The sequence below is a fragment of the Streptacidiphilus albus JL83 genome, assembly GCF_000744705.1.
GTDB lineage: Bacteria > Actinomycetota > Actinomycetes > Streptomycetales > Streptomycetaceae > Streptacidiphilus > Streptacidiphilus albus.
Map to the genome: position 1 here is coordinate 3,823,255 of NZ_JQML01000001.1, position 22,532 is coordinate 3,845,786.

20 protein-coding genes, 1 tRNA gene, 1 pseudogene and 1 riboswitch are annotated in these 22,532 nt (G+C 72.4%); of the genes and pseudogenes, 6 read left to right on the forward strand and 16 right to left on the reverse strand.

Going from position 1 to position 22,532, the window contains the following annotated elements; translation table 11 throughout:
• Positions 1-47 precede the first annotated feature (47 nt).
• Both BS75_RS16455 and BS75_RS16460 read right to left on the reverse strand, forming a co-directional pair.
• Positions 48-1,301 carry a L,D-transpeptidase gene (locus tag BS75_RS16455; RefSeq protein ID WP_042438911.1) on the reverse strand — a complete coding sequence of 418 codons (1,254 nt, stop codon included), beginning with the start codon at positions 1,299-1,301 and terminating at the stop codon, positions 48-50.
• A 249-nt stretch (positions 1,302-1,550) separates the two neighbouring features.
• A complete protein-coding gene (locus BS75_RS16460) occupies positions 1,551-1,892 on the reverse strand; it encodes a hypothetical protein (protein WP_034088775.1) in 342 nt (113 codons plus the stop codon).
• A gap of 97 nt (positions 1,893-1,989) precedes the next feature.
• On the opposite strand from BS75_RS16460, the gene BS75_RS16465 reads away from it, so the two are divergent.
• Positions 1,990-2,280, forward strand: a complete 291-nt coding sequence (locus BS75_RS16465) for a hypothetical protein (RefSeq protein ID WP_034088776.1) — start codon at positions 1,990-1,992, stop codon at positions 2,278-2,280.
• 371 nt (positions 2,281-2,651) lie between these two features.
• Here BS75_RS16465 and BS75_RS16470 read toward each other — a convergent pair whose 3' ends face one another.
• Positions 2,652-4,052 carry a cystathionine beta-synthase gene (locus tag BS75_RS16470; protein ID WP_034088777.1) on the reverse strand — a complete coding sequence of 467 codons (1,401 nt, stop codon included), beginning with the start codon at positions 4,050-4,052 and terminating at the stop codon, positions 2,652-2,654.
• A gap of 144 nt (positions 4,053-4,196) precedes the next feature.
• On the opposite strand from BS75_RS16470, the gene BS75_RS16475 reads away from it, so the two are divergent.
• The 3 genes from BS75_RS16475 to BS75_RS16485 all read left to right on the forward strand — a co-directional run bounded on the left by BS75_RS16475 (position 4,197) and on the right by BS75_RS16485 (position 7,582).
• A complete protein-coding gene (locus BS75_RS16475) occupies positions 4,197-5,267 on the forward strand; it encodes an SGNH/GDSL hydrolase family protein (protein ID WP_042438913.1) in 1,071 nt (356 codons plus the stop codon).
• Between the two features lie 77 nt (positions 5,268-5,344).
• Entirely contained in the window at positions 5,345-6,568 is a 1,224-nt protein-coding gene (locus BS75_RS16480; RefSeq protein ID WP_034088778.1) for an acetyl-CoA C-acetyltransferase, read from the forward strand.
• 270 nt (positions 6,569-6,838) lie between these two features.
• A complete protein-coding gene (locus tag BS75_RS16485) occupies positions 6,839-7,582 on the forward strand; it encodes a hypothetical protein (RefSeq protein ID WP_081982375.1) in 744 nt (247 codons plus the stop codon).
• Here the strand turns inward: BS75_RS16485 and BS75_RS16490 are convergent.
• Complete coding sequence (locus BS75_RS16490) at positions 7,546-7,947, reverse strand: hypothetical protein (protein ID WP_034088780.1); 402 nt, start codon at positions 7,945-7,947, stop codon at positions 7,546-7,548. The two genes, BS75_RS16485 and BS75_RS16490, sit on opposite strands and share 37 nt — an antisense overlap.
• A gap of 133 nt (positions 7,948-8,080) precedes the next feature.
• Between BS75_RS16490 and BS75_RS16495 the strand changes: the two genes are divergently transcribed.
• Positions 8,081-8,314 carry a DUF4287 domain-containing protein gene (locus tag BS75_RS16495; RefSeq protein WP_034088781.1) on the forward strand — a complete coding sequence of 78 codons (234 nt, stop codon included), beginning with the start codon at positions 8,081-8,083 and terminating at the stop codon, positions 8,312-8,314.
• 12 nt (positions 8,315-8,326) lie between these two features.
• Here the strand turns inward: BS75_RS16495 and BS75_RS16500 are convergent.
• From BS75_RS16500 to BS75_RS16535, 8 genes are all read right to left on the reverse strand, one after another.
• A tRNA-Leu gene (locus BS75_RS16500) sits at positions 8,327-8,410 on the reverse strand.
• Between the two features lie 375 nt (positions 8,411-8,785).
• On the reverse strand, positions 8,786-10,162 hold the full coding sequence (locus BS75_RS16505) for an NAD(P)/FAD-dependent oxidoreductase (RefSeq protein WP_034088782.1): 1,377 nt from the start codon (positions 10,160-10,162) through the stop codon (positions 8,786-8,788).
• Between the two features lie 307 nt (positions 10,163-10,469).
• Positions 10,470-11,393, reverse strand: a complete 924-nt coding sequence (locus BS75_RS16510; RefSeq protein WP_034088783.1) for a Ppx/GppA phosphatase family protein — start codon at positions 11,391-11,393, stop codon at positions 10,470-10,472.
• Positions 11,390-11,977: a DUF501 domain-containing protein gene (locus BS75_RS16515; protein ID WP_042438888.1), complete on the reverse strand. Its 588-nt coding sequence runs from the start codon at positions 11,975-11,977 to the stop codon at positions 11,390-11,392. Before BS75_RS16515 ends, BS75_RS16510 begins: the two co-directional genes overlap by 4 nt.
• Positions 11,978-12,003: 26 nt before the next feature.
• Complete coding sequence (locus BS75_RS16520) at positions 12,004-12,429, reverse strand: FtsB family cell division protein (RefSeq protein ID WP_042438890.1); 426 nt, start codon at positions 12,427-12,429, stop codon at positions 12,004-12,006.
• Between the two features lie 94 nt (positions 12,430-12,523).
• Positions 12,524-13,810 carry a phosphopyruvate hydratase gene (eno, locus tag BS75_RS16525; protein WP_034088784.1) on the reverse strand — a complete coding sequence of 429 codons (1,287 nt, stop codon included), beginning with the start codon at positions 13,808-13,810 and terminating at the stop codon, positions 12,524-12,526.
• 180 nt (positions 13,811-13,990) lie between these two features.
• Positions 13,991-14,785 carry a LysM peptidoglycan-binding domain-containing protein gene (locus BS75_RS16530; RefSeq protein WP_034088785.1) on the reverse strand — a complete coding sequence of 265 codons (795 nt, stop codon included), beginning with the start codon at positions 14,783-14,785 and terminating at the stop codon, positions 13,991-13,993.
• A 3-nt stretch (positions 14,786-14,788) separates the two neighbouring features.
• Positions 14,789-14,943, reverse strand: a riboswitch (cyclic di-AMP (ydaO/yuaA leader).
• A gap of 181 nt (positions 14,944-15,124) precedes the next feature.
• Complete coding sequence (locus BS75_RS16535) at positions 15,125-16,423, reverse strand: cytochrome P450 family protein (protein WP_152646015.1); 1,299 nt, start codon at positions 16,421-16,423, stop codon at positions 15,125-15,127.
• A gap of 148 nt (positions 16,424-16,571) precedes the next feature.
• Here BS75_RS16535 and BS75_RS16540 point away from each other — a divergent pair, with 148 nt between their 5' ends.
• Positions 16,572-17,384 (forward strand): SDR family oxidoreductase, encoded by an 813-nt coding sequence (locus tag BS75_RS16540; RefSeq protein ID WP_034088786.1) that lies wholly within the window; start codon positions 16,572-16,574, stop codon positions 17,382-17,384.
• A 55-nt stretch (positions 17,385-17,439) separates the two neighbouring features.
• On the opposite strand, the gene BS75_RS16545 is transcribed toward BS75_RS16540, so the two are convergent.
• From BS75_RS16545 to BS75_RS16565, 4 genes and pseudogenes are all read right to left on the reverse strand, one after another.
• Positions 17,440-18,465 (reverse strand): LLM class F420-dependent oxidoreductase, encoded by a 1,026-nt coding sequence (locus BS75_RS16545; RefSeq protein WP_081982376.1) that lies wholly within the window; start codon positions 18,463-18,465, stop codon positions 17,440-17,442.
• The gene (locus BS75_RS16550) at positions 18,462-19,214 is read right to left on the reverse strand and encodes an endonuclease V (RefSeq protein WP_042438895.1); all 753 of its coding nucleotides are present in this window, start codon (positions 19,212-19,214) and stop codon (positions 18,462-18,464) included. Before BS75_RS16550 ends, BS75_RS16545 begins: the two co-directional genes overlap by 4 nt.
• Positions 19,214-20,236, reverse strand: coding sequence for a MazG family protein (locus BS75_RS16555; protein ID WP_034088787.1), 1,023 nt, complete (start codon positions 20,234-20,236; stop codon positions 19,214-19,216). Before BS75_RS16555 ends, BS75_RS16550 begins: the two co-directional genes overlap by 1 nt.
• Positions 20,237-20,248: 12 nt before the next feature.
• Positions 20,249-22,440: pseudogene (locus tag BS75_RS16565) on the reverse strand (ArnT family glycosyltransferase).
• Positions 22,441-22,532: the final 92 nt, after the last annotated feature.

A 22,532-nucleotide genomic window follows, 5' to 3' on the forward strand; every position in this document is an offset into this window, starting at 1 on the left:
CAGCCGGAGCTGCCGTCGGACCGCACTGCCGTCGGACCGCACTGCCGTCAGACCGCGCTGCCGGCCTTCCAGCTGGCCCAGTCCATGTTCCAGCCGTTCAGCCCGTTGGACGAAGCGACGGTCTGGTCGCCCGAGTTGACCACCTCGACGACGTCGCCGGTGATCGAGCTGTTGTAGAAGGCCGCGGCCGGGGTGCTGGGGCTGCCCGCGCCCTGGACGTCGTGCATGCCGACGCAGCCGTGGCTGGTGTTGGCGCTGCCGAAGACCGAGGTGCCGGCCCAGTAGTTGCCGTGGATGAAGGTGCCGGAGGTGGTGAGCCGCATGGCGTGCGGGACGTCGGCGATGTTGTACTCGCCGCCGAGGTTGACGGTCTGCGAGTCCATCCGGGTCTGCAGCAGCTTCTCGGAGATCACCATCTTCCCGGCCCAGGTGGTGTGCTGGGGGCTGCCGCCGGAGATCGGCCAGGTCTGGGTGACCCTGCCGTCGCGGGTGACGGTCAGCTGCTTGGCGGCGAGGTCGGCGACGCTGGTCTGGCTGCGGCCGATGGTGAAGGCCACGTCCTTGGCCTGGGTGCCGTAGACGCCGGGGGCGCCCTCGACGTCCTTCAGCCGCAGGCTGAGGGTGACCCTGGTGCCGGGCGTCCAGTACTCCTCGGGGCGGAAGTCGAGCCGGGTGGAGCTGAACCAGTGACCGACCACCGGGACCGGCGGCACGGCCGTGACGGTGACCGCCTTCTGCACGGCGGCCTGGTCGGCGACCGGCTTGTTGAAGACGATGGAGACCGGCATGCCGACGCCCACGGTGGTGCCGTCCTCGGGGGTGAAGACCCCGACGAAGGTCTTGGCCGGGGCGCCCGTGGTGAAGCTGGTCTGCTGCTTCAGCTGCACCTTGGCGTGGTCGGTGGCGACGGTCGCGACCTGGTAGCCGGTGCCGGAACTGAGCTTGCCGGTACTGGTCCAACTGGTGCCGTCGGCCGCGAGCTGCCCGGCGACCAGGACGCCGCCGGGACCGGTGACGGTGACCGAGCTGAGGGTGCCGCCGGCCACGGTGACCTTGACCGGCTGGGTGAAGTCCGCCTTCTGGCTGCCGCCCGCGGGGGTGACGGTCACCACCGCCGCCGAGGTCTTCGCCGCCCCGGCGCCGCCCGCGCCGGACGCTCCGGAGCCGTCGGAGCGGCCGCCGCTGCAGGCGGCGACCAGGGCCACCGGGGTGGCTGCCAGCCCGGCCACCACCGCGCGCCGGCCCCAGCTGCGGCGTCCGCCGGGCGCGGGCGCGGCGCCCGCCGCGGCATCGGTCGGCAGGGAGGCGCCGTCCCGCTGATCGGCTGCTGTCACTTCGCTGGCTCCCTCGCGTCGGCGCTTCCGCGCTGCTGATCACATGAACATAGTCCAGTTACCCGGGTATGCCCGAATCTGATCCCATCTGCATGCTAATCAACGGTTCTGGCAACGGCTCAGCTGTCACGGCCTCCGAACGCCGACGGGCGGCCCCGTTCGGGGCCGCCCGTCGCCTGTCGGACACCTGGTCCGCCGGATACCTAGTCCTCGTCCTCAGTCCTCGTCCTCGGCCGCGCCCTCGGCGTCGGAGTCGTAGACGTCCCAGTCCTCGTTCTCGGGGTCGTAGTCGACCGGCTGGGACTCCCAGGTCGCCTCGGCGAGCTCGATGCCTGGGATGCCCGAGAGCATCGCCACCGGGTCGACGAAGTGGGCGATCGACCCGGCCGGGTCGATCTCGATGGCGGCGACGGCCTCCGCGCGCTCCTCGTCCTCAAGGAAGGCGTCGTCCCGGACCTGCTCCAGGGCAGCCGACGCCAGGGCCTTCTCATCGACGATCTCCGCGATGAGCTCGATCTGCAGCCGGATGTAGCGCGGCTCGCTGGTCTCACTAGTCATGGCGTGACCCTATCCAACACAACCCTGGCTGATTAGCATCGTGCGAACCACGCAGCAGTGCGGGTTGCAGCAATGCAGCGATTTGCAGGGAGCACCATTGAGTCCGCGCCGTCCGCGCCGCCCGCTGACCACCACCGCCGTCGCCGCCGGGATCGGTACCCTCGCCGTGCTGGCCCTGGGCCCGATGGCCTCCGCCGCGACCAATGCGGCGGCCCGGCACGACGTCAGCGCGGTGGCCTCCAGCACCGGCTCGACCGTGCAGAGCGGCGGCCGGTCGCTGGCCTCGTCGACCTCCGGCGCGAGCCCCGCCGAGTACACCGCCGGCGGCATCGGCCTGGCGGTCGCCGGCATCGGCCTGGCCTGCGCCGTCCGCCGCCTCGCGCACTGAGGCCGGGCGGCCCCGGGCACACCAGCGGGGCCGGCCCTCGAAGAGGACCGGCCCCGGTGTCTCCGCCCTGTTCCCCCACCCGGGAACGCGGAGCCCTTGGTGCCACGGGACCCACCGCACCCCGAGCCACGAGGGCTCAGGGGCGGGACGACGGTGGTTCCCGCGGGCGGACGCGGCCGACCGGGTCAGGGCCGTCCGACGCGTCCAGTTGGCGACTGCGGGGTCCGGGAGCCGCTCCGGTCCCCCGCCGCCACCAAGCTCGGCTTCTTGCCGTGGTGACAACAATGCCGGGCGCTTGTTAAAACCGTGCTGCCGGTACGTGTCGTAGGCGTACCAGTTGGGGGAGCTTCTGTGAACGGGGCGGGTCCGCCTCAGTGCACGCCGTGCTCCGCCATGAAGGACAGCAGGTCCTGCCGGGTGACGATGCCCTGCGGCTTGCCCTCGACCAGGACCACGGCGGCGTCGGCCCGCTCCAGCACCGCCATCAGCCGGGTGATGGACTCGCCGGAGCCCACCACCGGCAGCGGCGCCGACATGTGACCCTCGATCGGGTCGGCGAGCTCGAAGCGCTTGGCGAAGAGACCGTCCAGCAGGTCCCGCTCCACGATCGAGCCGATGACCTCGCCGGCCATCACGTCCGGGTGGCCAGCGCCGGGCGAGACCACCGGGAGCTGGGAGACGCCGTACTCGCGGAGGATCTGCACGGCCTCGCCGACCGACTCCTGCGGGTGCATGTGGACGAACTGCGGAATGCCGCCGTGCTCCAGCGCGTCCTTGCGGGCCAGTACATCGCCGACGACCGACTCGGGACCGCCCTCGTCCAGGAAGCCGTAGTCCTGCATCCAGTCGTCGTTGAAGATCTTCGAGAGGTAGCCGCGCCCGGAGTCCGGGAGCAGCACCACGACCACGTCGTCCGGGCCGAGCCGCTCGGCCACCCGCAGCGCCGCGACCACGGCCATCCCGCAGGAGCCGCCGACCAGCAGGCCCTCCTCCTTGGCGAGGCGGCGGGTCATCTGGAACGAGTCCTTGTCGGAGACCGGCACGATCTCGTCGGCCACCGTGCGGTCGTAGGCGGTCGGCCAGAAGTCCTCGCCGACGCCCTCGACCAGGTAGGGGCGGCCGGAGCCGCCGGAGTAGACGGAGCCCTCCGGGTCCGCGCCGACGACCTGGACCGCGCCCTTGGAGACGTCCTTGAGGTAGCGGCCGGTACCGGAGATGGTGCCGCCGGTGCCGACGCCGGCCACGAAGTGCGTGATCCGGCCATCCGTCTGCTCCCACAGCTCGGGGCCGGTGGAGTCGTAGTGGCTGGCGGGGTTGTTGGGGTTCGAGTACTGGTCCGGCTTCCACGCCCCGGGGGTCTCCCGGACCAGGCGGTCGCTGACGTTGTAGTACGAGTCGGGGTGCTCGGGGGCGACCGCGGTCGGGCAGACCACGACCTCGGCGCCGTAGGCCCGGAGCACGTTGATCTTGTCCGTGGAAACCTTGTCCGGGCAGACGAAGATGCAGCGGTAGCCCTTCTGCTGGGCGACGATCGCCAGCCCGACACCGGTGTTGCCCGAGGTGGGCTCGACGATGGTCCCGCCGGGCTTCAGCTCGCCCGACGCCTCTGCCGCCTCGATCATCCGCATGGCGATGCGGTCCTTCACCGAGCCGCCCGGGTTGAAGTACTCAACCTTGGCCAGAACGGTGGCACTGATTCCCTCGGCGACCTTGTTGAGCCTCACCAGAGGGGTGTTGCCGACCAGCTCGATGATCGAATCGTGGTACCGCACGGGGTCTCCTCCGCGGTTAGCCGGAAATCTACGGGACGCACGGTTTGTCGTCTCCGTGGGGATCAGCGTAGTGGGGCACACTCCCTGGGTAGGTACGGCGTGGAGCTGGACGGGAGATGGGGTCGCTCAATGTCGCGTGAACGGGTGGCACGACGCATTGCCGCTGCGGCGGCTTACGGAGGCGGCGGAATCGGTCTGCTCGGTGTGGGGTTCGCCGGGCTGCTGCTGACCGAGGCGAAACTGGCGGAGATCCAGTTGAACACCCTGAAGGGTGAGCCACCGCGCGCCGACGGCGTCTACGGGGAGGCGTTCGCCAGCGGGGAGGAGCCGCCGCTGCTGATGGGCGTCCTGGGCGACTCGACCGCCGCCGGTTTCGGCGTCGACCGGGGCCGGGACACCCCGGGGGCACTGCTGGCCGGCGGGATCGCCTCGGTCGCGGAGCGCCCGGTCCGGCTGATGGTCGCCGCGGTCAACGGCGCCGCCTCGGACGACCTGGAGCGGCAGCTGGGAGTGCTGCTGGCGGCGGAGCCCGCGCTGGACATCGCACTGGTGATGATCGGGGCCAATGACGTCACCCAGCGGATCAAGCTGGCCGACTCGGTGCGGCTGCTCGGCGAAACGGTTCGCCGGCTGCGCGCGGCCGGGGCCGAGGTCGTCGTCGGGACCTGTCCCGACCTGGGCACCATCGCGCCGGTCCGGCCGCCGCTGCGGACCCTGGCGCGCCGCGCCAGCCGCCAGCTCGCCGCCGCGCAGACCATCGCCGTGGTCGACTCGGGCGGGCGCAGCGTCTCGCTGGGCGCGCTGCTCGGCCCGGAGTTCGAGCACCGGCCGGAGATGTTCGCCTCCGACCGCTACCACCCCTCCGCCCAAGGCTACCAGACGGCCGCGATGGCACTGCTGCCGTCGATGTGCGCGGCGCTGGAGATCTGGCCCGAGGAGGAGCGCGCGGACGCGCTGCGGGGCGAGGGCGTGCTGCCGGTCGCCCGGGCCGCCGCGCAGGCCGCGGGGCTGGGCGGGACGGAGGTGGCCGGTGCGGCGGTGGCCGGCGCGGAGGCCGGACCCCGGGGCCGCTGGGCGCTGCTGAAGCACCGGCGCCGCCGGATCCTGCCGGAGGTCGCCGAGCCGGAACCGGCCGCGGCGGACGGAGCAGCCGAGGGGGATTCCGCAACGTCGGGGAATTCACACGCCGTCGGCGCTGACGCCCCGGCTACCTGACGGTAATTTGGCGGACAGTGCGCCCACAGGCGGTGCCTCCACAGCCCGCCCGCTCAATGGAACCCTCTGGAGTCGTGATGCCCGAAGCCGTCATCGTCAGCACCGCCCGCTCGCCGATCGGCCGGGCGTTCAAGGGCTCGCTCAAGGACGTCCGCCCGGACGACCTGACCACGCAGATCATCCAGGCCGCGCTCGCCAAGGTGCCCGAGCTCGACCCGCGCGACATCGACGACCTGATGCTCGGCTGCGGCCTGCCCGGCGGCGAGCAGGGCTTCAACATGGGCCGCGTGGTCGCCGTCCAGCTCGGGATGGACCACCTGCCCGGCTGTACGATCACCCGCTACTGCTCCTCCTCGCTGCAGACGACCCGGATGGCGCTGCACGCGATCCGGGCCGGCGAGGGCGACGTCTTCATCTCGGCCGGCGTGGAGACCGTGTCCCGCAGCGTCAAGGGCAACTCCGACAGCTGGCCGGACACCACCAACCCGGTCTTCGCCGAGGCCGGCGCGCGCACCGCGGCGACCGCCGCCATGACCGGCGCGCCGGTCTGGAGCGACCCGCGGGAGAACGGCCTGGCGCCCGACGTCTACATCGCCATGGGCCAGACCGCCGAGAACCTGGCCAAGCTCAAGGGCATCAGCCGCCAGGAGCAGGACGAGTTCGGCGTGCGCTCGCAGAACCTCGCCGAGAAGGCCATCGCCGACGGCTTCTGGGCCCGCGAGATCACCCCGGTGACCACCCCGGACGGCACCGTGGTCAGCAAGGACGACGGCCCCCGGGCCGGCGTCACGCTGGAGGCGGTCTCCGGCCTCAAGCCGGTCTTCCGCCCCGACGGCACCGTCAACGCCGGCAACTGCTGCCCGCTGAACGACGGCGCGGCGGCCGTGGTGATCATGTCCGACACCAAGGCCCGCGAGCTGGGCCTCACCCCGCTGGCCCGGATCGTCTCCACCGGCGTCACCGGCCTCTCCCCCGAGATCATGGGGCTGGGCCCGGTCGAGGCCAGCAAGCAGGCGCTGCGCCGGGCCGGGATGTCGATCGGCGACATCGACCTGGTCGAGATCAACGAGGCCTTCGCGGCCCAGGTGATCCCCTCCTACCAGGACCTCGGCATCGACCTGGACCGGCTCAACGTCAACGGCGGCGGCATCGCCGTCGGCCACCCCTTCGGCATGACCGGCGCCCGGATCACCGGCACGCTGATCAACTCGCTGCAGTGGCACGACAAGCAGTTCGGCCTGGAGACGATGTGCGTCGGCGGCGGCCAGGGCATGGCGATGGTCATCGAGCGGCTGAGCTGACACCTCCGCCGTTACCCGTTTGGCCCACGCCGACGGGGGTAAAGTCCGGGTCGCGGTTCTCATGCGATCCGGACTCTTTCTTTATGTGCAGATCACAACTTGTCGACGCAAAGTTATCGCGCGATCACCTTGCGTATGCTTTTCACGGAATTTTCATGTCCGAAATGTCGTATGTCACAGGAATGATTCATATTTCGCTCTCCCGGGAATAGCCGGACTGGGGCAGGCTGGGGATTGACCGCCAGTTCGACCCTCCCTTAGGGGTGCCCCGTGACCGTAGTTCTCGTCGTGCTCGTCTCCCTGCTGACCGTCGTGACCGCCGCCGCCGCGATCGGCTCTCTCCGCAATGCCCGCCGCCTCGACGCCCTGGACCGGCGCCTCGACGGCGCCGTCCGCGAGGCCGTCACCGCGGCCCTCGCCGAGGACCGGCAGCGCGAGCTGGAGGAGGCCCGGGCGTTCTGGGCCGAGCAGGAGACCAGGGCCGCCGAGGACGACGTCTACGCTGGCGGCCTGTTCCCGGACGAGAACCTGGTGCTGCTGCCCGCCCCGCGCGGCTACGTCGACGACGAGGGCACCATGGACCCGGAGTTCGCCGACGCGCTGCGCACCGCGCTGGAGGACCTGATCTCCGAGACCGACGGCAAGCGTCCCGCGCCGCACCACCCCGCGCCGCACCACCCGTCGCTGCCCGGCTTCGTCCCCCAGCCCACGCCCACCCCCGAGTGGACCGACCTGCGGCTGATGGAGCTGGTCGACGTCGGCACCGAGCTGCGCGACGTCCGCCCCGGCCCGATGGGCACGCTCGACGTCTACGTCTTCGAGGACGAGACCACCCTCTGCGTGGCCCCCGGCGACCCGGCCACCGGCGCCCGGATCCGGGAGGCCGTGACCGGCGGCACCGGGGTCCGGCTGCTGGGCTCCTCGCGACTGCCGGGCGGGCACGCGCTGACCTTCGCCCTGGGCGGCGAGGAGACCGCCTACGTCCTCGCCGACCGGGTGGTCGCCAGCCTCTGAGCGACCTCCGCCACCAGCACCCCGGCCTCGGCCAGGACCTGCTCGACCTCCGTGTCGGCCGCGTCCTCGCCGAGGCCCTCGTCGTCCGCCCCCGGAGCCGACGGCGCGCCGGCGGCGGTGCGGCGCTCGGCCGCCGCGGCGGCCAGTTCGTGGGCGGCGAGGGCGATCTGGTCGCCCACCGCGAAGATCCCGACCTCCGGCAGCTCCCGCACCGCCAGACCCTCCAACTGCTGGGCCCAGCCGGCCAGTCGGCGCGCCAGGGCCAGTCCCTCGGGGGCCAGCGCGGTGAGCCTGCTCTGCGGCATCGAACGGAAACGATCCGCCAGGCGCTCGGCCGCGGCAAGGAAGGGCATGGGTTCAGGCATGGACCGAGCGTATCCGGACGGAAGGGATGAAGCCGTCGCGGACCGGGTACGGAAGTGCCGACGCCGACTGTTGCCAAGCGGTGACTGCTGCGCCACAGTCGATTGAACGGCCGACCACTCCTGGAGGCGCCCTGTGTCCCTCATGTACTCCGCCGAGACCCACCAGAATCTCCTCTCCCGGATCCCTGCCGTGACGGGCCGCGAGATCGGCGACTGGCTCAAGGCCGTCGACGACGGCCCGAGCCTGCACCGCTGCGAGGAGAAGATCGACTGGCTGCGTAGCACGTACGAGATCTCGTACGGCTACGCCAAGGCCATCGTGCACGAGCACGATCTGCGTCGTGCCGCCGCGCGCATGTCAAAGTAGCACGAACACAAGTGCCCGGAGCCGGATTTGAACCGGCACGGCCTGGCGGCCAGCGAGGTTTAAGCTCGCCGTGTCTGCGAATTCCACCATCCGGGCCCTTCCGCATCCCTGAGCCTAGCCGCCCGGCACCCCGCCCACTGCCTTACTGGCAGGGAAGTTGTCTCATTTCACTGCACTCTGACGCATCGTCGGCTCAGTTTGATTACTTCGCGTCATATTCTGACGGGCAGTAACCGCGGTCGTGCCACGCACCCCATTCGACTGCGACCGACCGATTGCGACGGGCCCTCTGCGAGGGGTCGACGACAGGTCGACCGCGGGTCGGCTGCGGGTCGGCTGCGGACATGCCAGTGCCCCGGTCCAGATCACTCTGGCCGGGGCACTTACGGCAGCGGTGCCGGTATGAGCACCACGTGTGTGGTCCGGCGACGCTGCCGGGCGTGTGACGTGCTGGGGGTCTCCCCGCGCTACTTAGGCGGAGACCTTCTCTGCGGCCTTCTCGCCGGTCTTCTCGGCGACCGGGACCGGCTTCGGGGCGGGGGCCGCCGCCTCGACGAAGGTCTCACGGGGACGCTCCATCTCCACCAGGGAGACGGTCTCGCGCTTGAGGAACATCGCGAGCGTCCAGTCCGCGAAGACCCGGACCTTGCGGTTCATGGTCGGCACGCGGCTGCCGTGGTACAGGCGGTGGAACCACCAGGCCGGACGGCCCTTGAGCTTGTACTTGTTGAACAGGATCGCCACACCCTTGTGGAGACCCAGCCCGGCGACGGCGCCGAGGTTCTTGTGGGTGTACTCCTTCTGCGGGAAGCCCCGCATGCCGGAGATCACGTTGTCGCCGAGGACGACGGCCTGGCGGACCGCGTGCTGGGCGTTGGGGGCGCACCAGGCGCCCTCGCCGACCGCGAGGTCCGGGACCTGGGCGTTGTCGCCGGCGGCCCAGACGTTGTCGAAGCCCTGGACCTGGAGGGTCGCGGCGGTGTCGACGTGGCCGCGCGGGCCGAGCGGCAGGCCGAAGTTGACCAGCGCCGGGTTCGGCTTGACGCCGGCGGTCCAGATGATGGTGGAGGCGTCGACCTCGATGCCGTTCTTCAGCACCACGTGCTTGTCGACGCAGGAGTCCATCGAGGTCTCGATGTAGATCTCGATGCCGCGCTCTTCGAGCTTCTCCTTGGTCCACAGACCGAGGTCGGGGCCCATCTCGGGGAGGATGCGGTTGGCCGCCTCCACCACGATGAAGCGCATGTCCTCGCGCTTCACGTTGTGGTAGATCTTCGCGGCGTCGCGGGCCATGTCCTCCAGCTCCGCGATGGTCTCGATGCCCGCGAACCCGCCGCCGATGCAGACGAAGGTGAGCGCCTGCTTGCGCACCTTCTCGTCGGTGGTGGACTCGGCCTTGTCGAGCTGGGCGATCACGTGGTTGCGGAGGCTGATGGCCTCCTCCACCGACTTGATGCCGATGCCGTGCTCGGCGAGGCCGGGGATCGGGAAGGTGCGGGAGACCGAGCCGAGCGCGACGACGAGGTAGTCGAAGGGCAGCTCGTACGAGTCGCCGGCGGCCGGGGTGATGGTCGCGACCTTGCGCTCCTGGTCCACGGAGGTGACGTGGCCCGTCAACACCTCCGCGTTCTTCAGGGTGCTGCGCAGGGGTGCGACGAGGTTGCGAGGCGCGACACTGCCGGCCGCCGCCTCGGGAAGGAAGGGCAGGTACGTCATGTAGGACCGCGGGTCGACGACCGTGACGGTCGCCTCCCCGTAGCGCATCTTCTTGAGGATGCGCATCGCGGCATACATGCCGACGTATCCACCGCCGACGATGAGAATGCGAGGACGCTCCGTGGTGCTCATATCCGAAAGTATCCAGCACCCCTCGCGGCGCTCATTGTGGGCCTGGTCACATACCCCTGGACACCACCTGCTACACTTCGCGCCCCACGAACCACCCCGGACCCCAACTACGGGGCCGCGGCCGGGGTCCGGCGGAGAAACCGCAGCTCGCCGCAGGTATTGCGATTGTGTGTGCGAGTGCGGCCCTCCGCCTTCGAACGCGCTTCCCGGGCCCGCCGGGCGCCTTCGGTCCCACAATTCGGACGTACCGCCCGGTTGGGTCACAGCCGGAGGACCAATCCCATGTGAAGAAATTCACGAAGTTTTTTCAGGCGCGACTCACAACGACGCTCCAGGCGATCCCGTCGAGGATGTCGTGCTCGCTGACGACCAGCTCAGCGGCCCCGGTGCGCTCCATCACGGCGAGCAGCACCAGCGCCCCCGCGCCGATCACGTCGACCCGTCCGGGGTGCATCACCGGGATCGCCGCGCGCTCCTCGTGCGAGGCCGCCAGCAGCATCGTGGTGACCTCCCTGACCCGCTCCAGCGGGATCCGGGAGTGGTGGATCGCCGCCCAGTCGTAGGTCGGCAGCTCCAGCGCGATGGCGGCCACCGTGGTCACCGTCCCGGCCAGGCCGACCAGGGTGGCGGCGCCGGTCAGCGGCACCGTCTCGGCGGCCAGGTCCAGCGCCCGCTTGATGTCGGCGCGCATGGCGAGGGTGTCCTCGCCGTGGCGCTCGGTCATCCGCACGCAGCCGATGTCGACCGAGCGCGCCGCCTCCACCCGGTCCGTCCCCAGGACGAACTCGGTGGAGCCGCCGCCGAGGTCGAAGACCAGGTAAGGGGGCCTGAGCTCGGTGGAGCCCAGCAGCTCCCTGGTGGCACCGGTGAAGGAGAGCTCCGCCTCCTCGTCGCCGCTGACCACCTCGGGCTCGACCCCCAGGATCGCGCGCACGCCGGCGGTGAACTCCTCCCGGTTCTCGGCGTCCCGGGAGGCGCTGGTGGCCACGAAGCGGAGCCGGGTGGCCCCGTGCGCCGCGATCACCGAGGCGTACTCGCGGCAGGCGGCGAAGGTGCGCTCCAGCGCCTCCGGGGCGAGCCGCCCGGTGCGGTCCACGCCCTGGCCCAGCCGGACGATGGTCATCCGGCGGTCCAGCTCGTGCAGCTCGCCGGCGTCGGGGTCCAGGTCGGCGACGAGCAGCCGGATGGAGTTGGTGCCGCAGTCGATCGCGGCGACCCGGGAGAGGCTCACGAGGCGTCCTTCCCGGCCGGGTCGGCGGCAGTGCCGGCGGCAGTGTCGGTGCCGGTGTCGGCGCCTTCGCCCGGGTCCTCGCCCGCGCAGACGCAGGGGCCCTTGCGCCACCACTCGGGCAGCCGCTCCAGCGCCTCGTCGCCCAGCGGGTTCACCCCGGGCCCGGCCGCCAGCGAGTGGCCCACCAGGACGTGCAGGCACTTCACCCGGTCCGGCATCCCGCCGGCACTGGGGAAGCCCTCCAGCACCTCGATGGCGTCGCGCTTGGCGATGTAGTCCTCGTGGGCGCGGAGGTAGCCGGCGGCCAGCTCGGGATCCTCGGCCAGCCGGGCCGTCTGCTCCTTCATCAGGCCGTCGGCCTCCAGCGTGCCGATGGCCGAGGCCGCGCGCGGGCAGGTCAGGTAGTACAGGGTGGGGAACGGCGTGCCGTCCTCCAGGCGCGGGGCGGTCTCCACGACGTCCGGCAGCCCGCAGGGGCAGCGGTGGGCGACGGCGCGCAGGCCGCGGGGCACCCGGCCGAGCTGGGCGGCGATGGCGGCGACGTCCTCGTCGGACACACCGGGGGCGGAGGGGTTGGGCGTCATGGCTGTGTTGCTTTCCTTAGGGCGCTTCAGTGCTGCGCGTTGTCGACCGTGTTCAGCGACTCGAACAGATTGTCGTACCAGGGCTGTTGCAGCGAGGCCGGGACCGGGGGCTGGCCACTCGCTCCGGCGCTCGCGCTCGGATCGGGGTCGACGGCGGAGAAGGGCGTCTCGCCGGGGAAGCCGTAGTGCAGCCGCTCGCGCGCCTGGGCCTCGACGAAGGCCGGGTCCTGCCAGCGGTCCTTCTCCCGGCGCAGCTCGTCCACCTGCTGCTGCGCCTGCCGGGCCGCCACCTGCTGCTGGGCGATCTGCGCCCGCTGGGCGATGAACTGACGGGTCGGATAGGCGAGCACCGCGATCAGTGAACAGAACACCAGGGCGAGCACCGCGGCCCGCCCGGTGAGGCGCGACCTCCGGCTGCCCGTGGACCTGCCGGCGCCTTCCCTAGCGCTCACCCTGTCACCCTCCCGTTCGACGCCCGTGCCCCGCCGTCCACCCTAGAGGGTGCGGACGGCGGGGCACGGGATCCGGGCCGGGCCGGTCAGCCGGTCAGGCCGAGGCGGTGAAGCGCGGGAAGGCGCCGCGACCGGCGTACTCGGCGGCGTCGTCGAGGATCTCCTCGATGCGCAGCAGCTGGTTGTACTTGGCGACGCGCTCGGAGCGGGCCGGGGCGCCGGTCTTGATCTGGCCGCAGTTGGTGGCGACGGCGAGGTCGGCGATGGTGACGTCCTCGGTCTCGCCGGAGCGGTGCGACATCATGCAGCGGAAGCCGTTGCGCTGCGCCAGCTCCACCGCGTCCAGGGTCTCGGTCAGCGAGCCGATCTGGTTGACCTTGACCAGGAGGGAGTTGGCCGCGCCCTCCTTGATGCCGCGGGCGAGGCGGGTCGGGTTGGTGACGAACAGGTCGTCGCCGACGATCTGCACCTTGTCGCCGAGGCGGCCGGTGAGGACCTTCCAGCCGGACCAGTCGTCCTCGAACAGCGGGTCCTCGATGGAGACCAGCGGGTAGGAGGCGACGAGCTCCTCGTAGTACTCGGTCATCTCGGCGGCCGAGCGGGACTTGCCCTCGAACTCGTACTTGCCGTCCTTGTAGAACTCGGACGCGGCGACGTCCAGCGCGAGCGCGATGTCGCGGCCGGGGACGTAGCCGGCCTCGGTGATGGCCTCGACGATGAGGTCCAGCGCGGCGCGGTTGGAGTCCAGGTTCGGCGCGAAGCCGCCCTCGTCGCCCAGGCCGGTGGACAGGCCGCGCTGCTTGAGCACCGCCTTGAGCTGGTGGTAGACCTCGACGCCCCAGCGCAGTGCCTCGGAGAAGGACTCCGCGCCGATCGGAGCGATCATGAACTCCTGGATGTCGACATTGGAGTCCGCGTGCGAGCCGCCGTTGAGGATGTTCATCATCGGGACCGGCAGCACGTGGGCGTTGGGGCCGCCCAGGTAGCGGAACAGCGGCAGGTCGCTGGCCTCGGCGGCGGCGTGCGCCACGGCGAGGGAGACGCCCAGGATCGCGTTGGCGCCCAGCGAGGACTTGTCGGGGGTGGCGTCCAGGTCCAGCATGGCCTGGTCGATCAGCCGCTGCTCGGTGGCGTCGTAGCCGATGAGCTCCGGGCCGATCTGCTCGATGACCGCGAGGACGGCCTTCTCGACGCCCTTGCCGCCGTAGCGGGCAGAGTCACCGTCACGCAGTTCCAGGGCCTCGAAGGCGCCGGTCGAGGCGCCGGACGGGACGGCGGCACGCCCGGTGCTGCCGTCGTCGAGGCCGACCTCGACCTCTACCGTGGGGTTGCCTCGCGAGTCGAGGATCTCCCGGGCTACGACGACGTCGATGGACGGCACAGGCATCTCCTTGGTGGGGATTACTGGGGAAGGCTTCCCCCTGAGCCTAGCCGCCCTCGGGTCCCGGGCCACCCGGACCTCTCCGGCGTCTCACCAGGCGGAGCCCCTACTCACCGGTAGTTCACCTCGGCGGGTGTACCCGAGGTGTCATCCGGTGAGCAGGGGACCGTCAACGGTTCGTCAGCCGACGTTCAGCCGCTCGCCCGGGAAGATCAGGTTCGGGTTGCCGCCGACGGTCGAGCGGTTCTCCTGGTAGAGCTCCGCCCAGCCGCCGCCGAGGTGGTGCGAGGCGGCGATGCCGGAGAGGGTGTCGCCGGCGGCGACGGTGTAGTTGCCGGAACCGGCGGCGTGGCGCGCCCGCGAGGCGGTGCTGCTGTCGCTGCTCGCGGTGGTGTGGGTGGTGGTGCTGTGGTGGGTGGTGGAGCTGCTGCTCGACGACTGCAGCGCGGCCGAGCCGGAGACCGCGCCGGCGTGGCGGCCGCTGCTGTGGCTGCTGCTGCCGGTGCTCTTGTGGCTGGACGAGCTGTGGCTGGACGAGCTGTGGCTGGACGAGCCGCTGCCGGAACCGGTGCTGACGTCGGCGGGGGCGCCGCCCTGGGTCAGCCCGGCCTGGGGGCCGCAGACCGGCCAGGCGCCGGGGCCCTGCGAGGCGAGCACCTTCTCCGCGACGGCGATCTGCTGGCCCTGGGTGGCCTGGTTGGCGGTGGACGCGTACTGCTGGCCGCCGTAGGCGCTCCAGGTGGAGGCGGAGAACTGGAGCCCGCCGTAGTAGCCGTTGCCGGTGTTGATGGACCAGTTGCCGCTGCTCTCGCACTGGGCGACGGCGTCCCAGGTGGAGACGGAGGCGGCCGAGGCGGCGGTGGCGCCGATCAGCGGGAGCACCACGCCGGACCCGGCTATGACGCCGGTGGCGACGAGGCGCTTGCTGGTGCTGGGACGGGGCTTGCGGTGCAGGCCGGTACCGGAAAAGAGCATGGCAGGTTCCCTCTCCGACGCCTGCGAGGTGAGCTGTCGGGTTCGGGCCGTGAGGTAGCCCGGGCGCTGACGCGCCTTCACCCCTAGCCGCAGCACGTGGGCTGCTGCGGCGACTTACCTGGGTCCCCCGCTCCTGCCCGATCTGGAAGTTCGTGGTCCGCCTCGCGGCTGGACAGGACTCGGCGTCCCGCTCGGCGGTGTCCGTGTGGCCGGACATGTGCCGGGAGGGTAGGCAGAAGTCCCCGGAAACCACAACCCGCCCAGGGGCGCCGCACAGCCTCCCGAGTAGCGGAACCCCCTGGTGGCGCCCGAATGGCGATCTTCGAAACGAGGGAAGGATCACACCTGGAGCGAGGTCGGGTCCGGCGGGGTCGGGTCCTTCGGGGTGGCGGTCTCCGGGGTGAAAGTGACCGGGAGTTGGCGCAGGCCGCGCATGATCAGGCCGCCGCGCCAGCGGAGGTCGGCCGGGTCGGCGGCGAGGCCGAGGTCGGGCAGCCGGCGGAGCAGCGCGGCCAGGGCGTACTGGGCCTCCAGCCGGGCCAGCGGGGCGCCGATGCAGTAGTGGATGCCGAGGCCGAAGCCCAGGTGCGGGTTGTCCCGGCGGGCGAGGTCCAGCAGGTCCGGCTGGTCGAAGCGGTCCGGGTCGCGGTCGGCGGCGGCGAGAACCACCAGGACCGGGTCGCCGACGGCGATCCGCTGCCCGCCGAGGGTGATCGGGCTGGTGGCGAAGCGCCAGGTCGCCAGCTCCACCGGGCCGTCGTAGCGCAGCAGTTCCTCGACGGCGGTGGCCAGCAGCGCGGTCTCGCCCCGGTCGAGGGAGGCCTGCAGCAGGGCCCGCTGCTCGGGATGGGTGAGCAGTGCGTAGAGGCCGTTGCCGATCAGGTTGATCGTGGTTTCAAAGCCAGCGAATAGTAGGATGAAAGCCATGGCGGCGGCCTCGTTCTCGGTGAGGTGCTCACCGTGGTCGCTCGCCCGGATCAGGTCCGAGATCAGGTCGTCGCCGAGATCGGCCCGCTTACGGTGGATCAGTTCGGCGAGATAGCCGCGCATCTTCTTCACCGCCCGGCCCACGCCCCCGCGCGGGCCGCCTCCGTGTCGGATCATCATCCCGGCCCAGTCGCGGAAGTCGTCCTGGTCCTCGGCCGGGACGCCGAGCAGGTCGCAGATGGCGTAGATGGGGAGCGGGAAGGCGAAGTCGTGGATCAGGTCGGCTGCGCCCTGCTCCGCGAAGCCGTCGATCAGCCGGTCGGTGAGCTCGCGCACCCGGGGCTCGAACACCGCGACGCGGCGCGGGGTGAACGCCTTGGACACCAGCCGGCGCAGCCGGGTGTGGTCGGGCGGGTCGATGTTGAGCAGATGCGTCATCAGGTCGGCCTTGCGCTCCCCCGGGATGCCGACCCGGCCGGAGCGGTGGCCCTCGCCGCTGTGGTGCACCGGGTTCTTGCTCAGCCTGGCGTCGGCCAGTGCCAGCCGGGCGTCGCCGTAGCGGGTGACCAGCCACGCCTCGACCCCGCTGGGAAGCGTCGCCCGGTGCACCGGGGCGTGCTCGCGCAGCCAGGCGTACGCCGGGTAGGGGTCGGTGGCGAACTCCCAGGTGAAGAGCTCCGGCGCGGGAGCGGCGGGGGTGACGGGGTTCACATCGGGACTCGGTGACGGTTTGTGCACTCCTTGACGTTAACCGGAGGTTGGTTTGCATCTCGGCCGGGCACTGTTGCGGTGGCGGCCGGATGCCTACGATCACCGGCAGTGCACGGGCCTGTGCGGTGGCCCGTCGGGAGGAGTGGACATGCAGATTCACGGCTCGGTCGTGGTCATCACCGGCGCGGCAGGCGGCATCGGGGCTGCGCTGGCGCGGCGGTTCGCCGCCGATGGCGCGCGCGGGCTGCTGCTGGCGGACCTCGACGCGGGGCGGGTCGAGGACCTGGCGCTCGAACTGGACCGTGAGGGTTGTCACACCGTCGGTGTGGGCAGCGACGTGACGCGCGAGACCGACGTCCGCGCGCTGGTCGAGACCGCCGAGAAGCACCTCGGCCCGGTGGACCTGTTCTGCAGCAACGCCGGCATAGGTTCGGGCGCCGGCATCGAGGCGCCCAACGAGGTCTGGCAGTCCTGCTGGGACGTCAATGTGATGGCGCACGTGTACGCGGCGCGTGCGGTGCTGCCGGGGATGCTGAAGCGCGGCCGGGGCTACCTGCTGCACACCGCCTCCGCCGCCGGCCTGCTGCAGATGCCCGGTGACGCGGCCTACACGGCGACCAAGCATGCGGCCGTGGCCTTCGCCGAGTGGCTGGCGGTGACCTACGGCAACCAGGGCATCAAGGTCAGCGCCCTCTGCCCGCAGGGCGTGAGCACCGCGCTGACCGAGAACGAGTCCGTCCGCGCCGTGCTCAGCGCGTTCGGCGAGATCCTGACGCCCGAGCAGGTCGCCGAGTCGGTGGTGCAGGGGCTGGCCGACGAGCGGTTCCTGATCCTGCCGCACCCGGAGGTCGCCGCGTACGAGCAGGGCCGGGCGGCCGACCGCGACGGCTGGCTGTCCGGGGTGCGCCACGCGGTCGACCAGCTGGAGTCCAAGCTCCAGCGCCCGCTGAACCTGAGCTGAGGCCGGGTCGGCGGTCGGGTCGGCGGTCGGGTCGGGGACCGACCGCCGGGAGCCCTCAGTCGCCCGGACTGACCGCCAGCACCGCCGCCGCGACCGCCTGGCGGCGCTCGCGGGCGTCCGCCGTGGTGTCCAGCATCTGCGGGGTCGGCAGGATGGCCGGCACCGGCACGGTGACCCCGTTGGCGGCGTAGCGGCGGATCCGCTCATGGACCTGCTCCGGGGCGCCGTGGACGATCAGCGCGTCCACCACCTCGTCCGGCACGGACGCCGCCGCGCCCTTGCGGTCCCCCGCCGCCCAGGCGTCCCACATCGGCTTCAGCGACTCCTCGCGGCCCAGCCAGCGGTGGAAGGCCGCGTAGGCGGGGACGGTGAGGTATCCGGCGATCAGCCGCCGGCCCAGCGCCCGGGCGTGGGCGGCGTCGGTGGTGGGGCAGACGAAGATCCGGGCGGCGACCTCCTTGCCGGTCCCGCCGGCCGCGCGGAACTCGTCCACGGCGGTGGTCACGTCCTCGGCGGAGAGCCAGTTGAGGATCGTCCCGTCGGCCTCGCGCGCGGCCAGCCGCAGCATCCCCGGACGCAGCGCCGCCAGCAGCACCGGCGGGGTGGGCGCGGGGACGCGCTCCAGCCGGAACCGGCGCACCGCGAAGGTCTCGTACTGCTCGTCCACGACCTGGCCGGTGAAGGCCGCCTTGAGGAAGCGCACCACGTCGCGGCTGCGCTGGAACGGCTGCTCGTGCGGGACCGCGTTCCAGTCCTTGACGATGACCGGCGAGGACGCGCCGACGCCGAGGGTGAAGCGCCCCGGCGCGGCCTCGGCGAGCGCGGCGGCCTGCATCGCGAGCAGCGCCGGGCCCCGGGTGTGGACCGGCACGATGGCCGTCCCGAGCTGCAGTTGGGGCGCCCAGACGGAGGCCAGGGCGAGCGGCGTGAAGGCGTCGGCGCCCGCCGTCTCCATCGACCAGAGGTCGGTGAACCCCAGGTCGGGCAGCGCCTCGACCAGCCGGCGCTGGTCCGCGAGCGGGATCCCGTCGAGCGGGAAGGTGAGGCCCCAGCGGGGAGGGGTGTCTGCGGTGGCGGTCATCCCCCGATCGCATCACGCGCCCGACCGGTGGGGCAAGAGCGGCGCGGGGCGCCGCCTCGGTCCGCCGCCGCCAGGACGTCGCGGCAGAGCCGGTCGGCGAGGCGGGTGGTCTCCGGGAGGCGGTAGCGGGGCGCCGCCCGCAGGGTCAGCTCGCAGGCGTCGTCCAGGGTGACCAGGTGGCCGGTGGAGACGGTCACCGGCTTGACGCCGGCCTGGGTCCGCAGCACCCGGGCGACCAGTTCCCCCTCGTGCCGGACGTCGGCGCAGTCGCCCCTGGCCGGTCCCGGCTCGTCCCAGCTGCCGAGCAGCGGGGTCTTGGCGACGCCCAGGGTCGGCAGGCCGGTGAGCAGGCCGAGATGGCAGGCCAGGCCGAAGCGGCGCGGATGGGCCAGGCCCTGGCCGTCGCAGAGCAGGACGTCCGGGACGGTGCCGATCCTGGCCAGCGCCTCGGCCAGGATCGGCAGCTCACGGAAGGCGAACAGGCCCGGAACGTACGGGAATCCGGCGGTACCGACGGCCGTGGCCCGGTCGACCACCGCCAGCGTGTCGGCGTCCAGGACCACCACGGCGGCGGCCACCCGGTCGGCGGCGGCGCCGTGGCTGCCGCCGTACGCGACGTCGAGGCCGGCCAGGGTGCGGACCGGGCCGAGGGCCGGTCCGCCGGGGCGGACCAGCGGGCGGAGCCGCTGCTGCAGCGCCAGCGCCTCCGCCTCGGTGCCGGGCCAGGGATGGTCGAGCTGCAGTTCCATCAGCCCGCCCGGCCGCTCGCCTCAGCCTGCCGGACCGCGTCGCGGTAGCGGCGGGCGGCGGCGCGGAGCTCCGCCTCCGGGTCGAGGCCGCGCTGCTGCGCCCGGAAGACCAGCTCCAGCAGCTGCCCGCCGAGGTCGTCCGGACCGGCCTCGGGCAGGACCGGGGCGACGCCCGCCCTGGTCGCCCGGGAGTGCAGCTTGGCCGCCAGCGCCAGCGCCGGCTGGGCCAGCGGGACGCCGTCCACGGCGGAGTCGCGCTGCTTCTCCACCGCCTTCAACTGCTCCCAGTTGGCCTCGACATGCTCGGCCGTGGGAGCGCCGGCGCCGCCGAAGACATGGGGGTGGCGGTAGGTCAGCTTCTCGACGATGCCGCCCGCGACATCGTCGATGTCGAACGGCGCGACCGGGTCCTCCTCGGCGATCCGGGCATGGAAGAAGACCTGGAGCAGAACGTCCCCCAGCTCTTCGAGAACCGCCTCGCGGTCGCCCTCCTCGATCGCCTCGACCAGCTCGAACGCCTCCTCGACCAGGTACTTGACCAGTGACTGGGGCGTCTGTGCGGCGTCCCAGGGGCAGCCGCCGGGCGAGCGCAGCCGGTCCATCACCGCGACCAGGTCGAGCAGCCGCGCGCCGGGCAGGTCGTAGGAGCCGGGCAGGGTCTCGATCTCCGGCATCGGGTGGTCCAGCGGGTCGGGTCCGCCCTCGACCGCGAGCCGGGCGAGCGAGTCGGTCAGCCCCGGGTCGCCGTCCGCCCCGGTGATCCAGACCACGTGGGTGCCGGGGACGGCGGCCTGGACCAGGGTCCGGCCCAGGACGTAGGGCTCCACGTCCACGATCCCGACCTCGACGCCCGCCTGCCGCACATACGGCAGTTGCGGGTGGGTCGGGTCGCCGGCCAGGACCTGGGAGGCCCCGCGCAGGGCCTCCCAGGCCGGCCAGGACAGCAGTCCGGCCGCGACGCGGTGGGTGCTGTGGAGGAGGACGAGACGTCCCGGGGCCAGGTTGCTGTCGTTGTCTGCCACGACACGAACCTACTAGTCGCTGCTCTTCGGCTGCGTCAGGTCGTAGAGCGTGACGCCGTCCACGGTCTTGGCGGTGTAGTGCGCGGTGACCCAGCTGGAGATCTGCTCGGAGTCGCCGCTGCCGCTGCTGCCGTTCGCCCCGGTGCCGCCGCCAATGAAGTAGTGGATGCGTCCGGCACGGACATAGGCCTCGAACTGGGCCAGGCTGGGCGCCGGGTCAGTGCCGTTGAAGCCGCCGACGGCCATCACCGGATCGCCGGTGGCGAGTTGGTAACCGGCGGCGTTCTGCGAACCGATCCCGGCGGCGACCCAGGTGTAGGCCGAGGCGTCCGCCTTGAGCAGCGCGGTGACAGCGGCGCCGGGGTCGGAGCCGTTGAGCAGGGTGCCGATGCCGGCGCCGCCGCCCATGCCCGCGCCGCCGCCCGCCCCGCCCCGGGGCCCGCCCGCAGCGGCTCCCGTCCCGGTGCCCGTGCCCGCGCCGGTACCCGCGCCGGTGCCGCCCGGGAAGCCGCCGCCGGGGAAGCCGCCGGTGCCGCCGCCGCCCTGCTGCGGCGTCCGGCCACCCGCCTGACCGCCGCCCTGACCGCCTGCGCTGCCCGCGCTGCCCGCGCCGCCCGCGCCGCCGGTGGGCGGCGTGCCCTGCCGGGCCCCGGCCGTCCCCGGCCCCCGCCGCCACCCGGGAAGCCACCGCCGCCGCCGAAGCCGCCGGGGCCGCCGGACGTCACCGTCGGGCCCGCGCTCGGCAGCGAGCCGCTGTGCGCGGTCCCGACCGTCTGCAAGGTGTACGCCGCCGGCCCGGCCAGCCCGGCCGCCAGCCCGGCCAGGGCCAGCACCGCCGCGATCCGGCCCGGCAGGTGCCCGGCGAAGGCCAGGCCCAGCGCCGCCAGCAGCCCGACGATCAGCACCGCGTAGCGCAGCCACGGCAGCCAGTCCGGGCTGCGCTGCAGCAGCACGTACGCCGTCACCGCCGTCGCGCCGACGGCCAGCGCCAGCGTCCCGGACGCGAACCAGCTGCGGCGCTGCGCCCGGAGCAGGGCGGAGCCCATGCCGACCAGGGCAGCGAGGTAGGGCGCCAGGGCGACGTTGTAGTAGGGGTGGAAGATGCCCTTCATCAGACTGAAGGTGAGGAAGGTGGTGACCAGCGCCAGCCCCCAGAGCAGGAACGCGGCGCGGACCGGGTCGGTCCGGCGGGCCCGGCGGGTCAGCCAGAGCCCGGCCAGCAGCATCACGAACGCGGCCGGCAGCAGCCAGGCGATCTGGCCGCCCATGTCGGAGCCGAAGAGCCGGGTGAGCCCGGTCGCACCCCACATCCCGGTGGAGCCGGCTGCTCCGCCGCCGCCCCCGCCCACGCTGCCGGTCTCGGAGCCGTCGAGCCGCCCGAAGCCGTTGTAGCCGAAGGTGAGTTCGAGGAAGCTGTTGTCCTGGCTGCCGCCGACGTACGGCCGGTACTGGGCCGGGGTCAGTTCGACGATCGCGACCCACCAGCCGCCGCTGACGACCATCACGATCAGCGCCAGTCCCAGCTGCCGGACCCGGCGCCAGACGCCGGTCGGCGCGAGCGCGGCGTAGGTCAGGCCGAGCGCCGGGACGATCAGGAACGCCTGCAGGGTCTTGGTCAGGAAGGCGGTCCCGATGCAGGCGCCCGCCAGCAGCAGCCAGCCGGTCCTGGCCTGCTCCTGGGCCCGGAGCACGGCATAGCCGGCCAGTGTGAGCAGCAGCGCGAGCAGGGCGTCGGGGTTGTTGAAGCGGAACATCAGCGCCGCGACCGGGGTCAGCGCCAGCGCCGCCCCGGCGACCAGTCCGGCCCCGGCCGAGAAGCGCCGCCGGACGGCGGCGTACACCACCGCGACGGTGGCCACCCCCTCCAGCGCCTGCGGGGCCAGGATGGCCCAGGAGTTGACGCCGAAGATCCGGGTCGAGAGCTCCATCGCCCACAGCGCCGCCGGGGGCTTGTCCACGGTGATGAAGTTGGCGGCGTCGGAGGAGCCGAAGAACAGCGCCTCCCAACTCCTGGTGCCGGCCTGGACGGCGGCGGAGTAGAACTGGTTGGCCCAGCCGGAGGCGCTGAGGTCCCAGAGGTACAGCACGGCGGTGACCAGCAGCAGGCCGAGGAAGGCGGGCCTGGCCCAGCGCGGGTCCGGCGGGCGGACGGGTCCGGCGGGGCCGTCCTCGGCGATGGTCGGTTCGGGCAGGGTCGCGGTCATCTCTCGGCGCCTTCTCGATCGTCGGCGAGCATCGTCAGCGAGCTCTGGGCTGGCTTCCAATGTCACGGACGGCGCTGTCGCCGGGGTGTGCC